2 protein-coding genes are annotated in these 1561 nt (G+C 55.1%); both read right to left on the bottom strand.

The window, feature by feature from the left end:
• Positions 1 to 272: 272 nt before the first annotated feature.
• The gene (locus tag FKP22_RS29900) at positions 273 to 704 is read right to left on the bottom strand and encodes a DUF6714 family protein (protein WP_141291854.1); all 432 of its coding nucleotides are present in this window, start codon (positions 702 to 704) and stop codon (positions 273 to 275) included.
• A 53-nt stretch (positions 705 to 757) separates the two neighbouring features.
• On the bottom strand, positions 758 to 1561 hold an 804-nt coding region (locus FKP22_RS29905), incomplete at its 5' end, for an RHS repeat-associated core domain-containing protein (RefSeq protein ID WP_141291855.1).

Genomic DNA, 1561 nt, shown 5'->3' on the forward strand with positions numbered 1-1561 from the left:
GATGAGGTTGCCGTTGGCGTCGTAGCCCAGGCCGGTGGTCAGGGCGCCGCCATCGGGCACGGGATCGGCTTGGACGGTGCTGGCGTACAGGCCGGCGGCGCACAGGGCGGCCAGGGCCAGCGTGCGGGCGTGGGTCCGTAGACGCTTGCGAATAAGCATATGAACGGAACAGGCAAACTCAATGCGCAACGGGTGGCTCATTTCTTCCAACTTGGCCGATTCTCGACGGGAGGGGAAAGGAGAGACCCTCGATTTCCCTGCAGCACATTCGTCTATGCCAATCTATCAGCCTTTAACTTGGTGAGAAAATCCACCCCCGCCATAATACGCCCCCCCCATCGGTCCTCCCAGTATTCGTCAGAATGAAGCCAAATTAATAAATCAATCAACACCTGGAGTTGATCGTCCGTGATAAATGCAAGCCGCCCTCTCACATCTCCCTTGAAAATCTCGTTCGGCGAAAGATTAAATATGAGAAATTCCGTTTCGAAACGATTATATATCGCCTCATCACTTAAGCAATATCTCAAGTAAATCGGCAGAATCCACATCCATCCCGTCGCCGACAAATGAGATAGCTCCTGATAAAGCTTACGAATAAGCTCTCCACCCACGCAGCATGGTGTAGATTGCAAATCGTTAACCAACTCTGAACATTCAGGACACTTCGGGTCGTGAAGTATCCCCTCGATCGGATCCGGCATCGGAATTATTGGAAAGAACTCGTCGAGCCTCCGGCGTAAAATTTCAGACGAGTTCATGGGCATTTCCCACAGTTTTGTTTCTCTGACCGCTCAGCCGCACGAATCTGGTTGTTGATGTCGTCATAAAGCTGAGGATTGTGGCCAGTGTCGGCTCCACCCCACCAACGATTGGTATTTGCCTTTCTCAGATCTCTGCACGCCATCGCCCGTGACAATTCGAAGCGCGCTCGCTGGCATGGATCAAGGCCGGGAGGTACAGGCTCTTCACAACGCCGCTTGTATTCCGAGTAATTTGCTCCCTTCTCGATTAAGCGCTGAAGTTCCGGATCGGACGCGGGCGATGCTGCTACTGGCTGTGGATCATCTGGAGCAACCGTCATATAGATTGCGGCACCCACAGCAATGACAGCTGTGCCAACCACCACTGGAACAGCCCATGCCGGTGCTGTGACAGTTGCTAGGCCCGTGCCGATCACGCTAGCCACCGGTATCAGGATCCGCGCTGTTTGCCCTATATTCCCCGCATCGAACAATCCATTAGGGTCGAAACCACTTATTGGATTACCCCCCACGTATGCGTAGGTATTAAAGCCTGCAGCCAACCCGATGGGATCCGATTCGATGTACCTTCCACTCGTCGCCCGATAGTCCCGATTGACGTTATAGAACAACCCCGTCTCCTTGTCGAACGTCTGCCCCGGGAACCTGAGGTTCAGCGTGAAGGCGCCGAGTGCGCTGGGGTTCTCGTTGGGCGCCGAGTTGCCGAAGGCCTCGGCCTGGTCCCAGCGCCACTGGATGGCGTGGTCGCTTGCTCGTGTGACCACGCGCGGCGTGTCCAGATGGTCCGCGTAGATGTC

Origin of the sequence: Ideonella azotifigens, assembly GCF_006519715.1 — a bacterium.
GTDB lineage: Bacteria > Pseudomonadota > Gammaproteobacteria > Burkholderiales > Burkholderiaceae_C > Ideonella > Ideonella azotifigens.

Coding starts and splice junctions, on each gene's coding strand:
- FKP22_RS29900 (WP_141291854.1), bottom strand. CDS start 704: ATGCCGGATCCGATCGAGGGGATACTTCACGACCCGAAGTGTCCTGAA.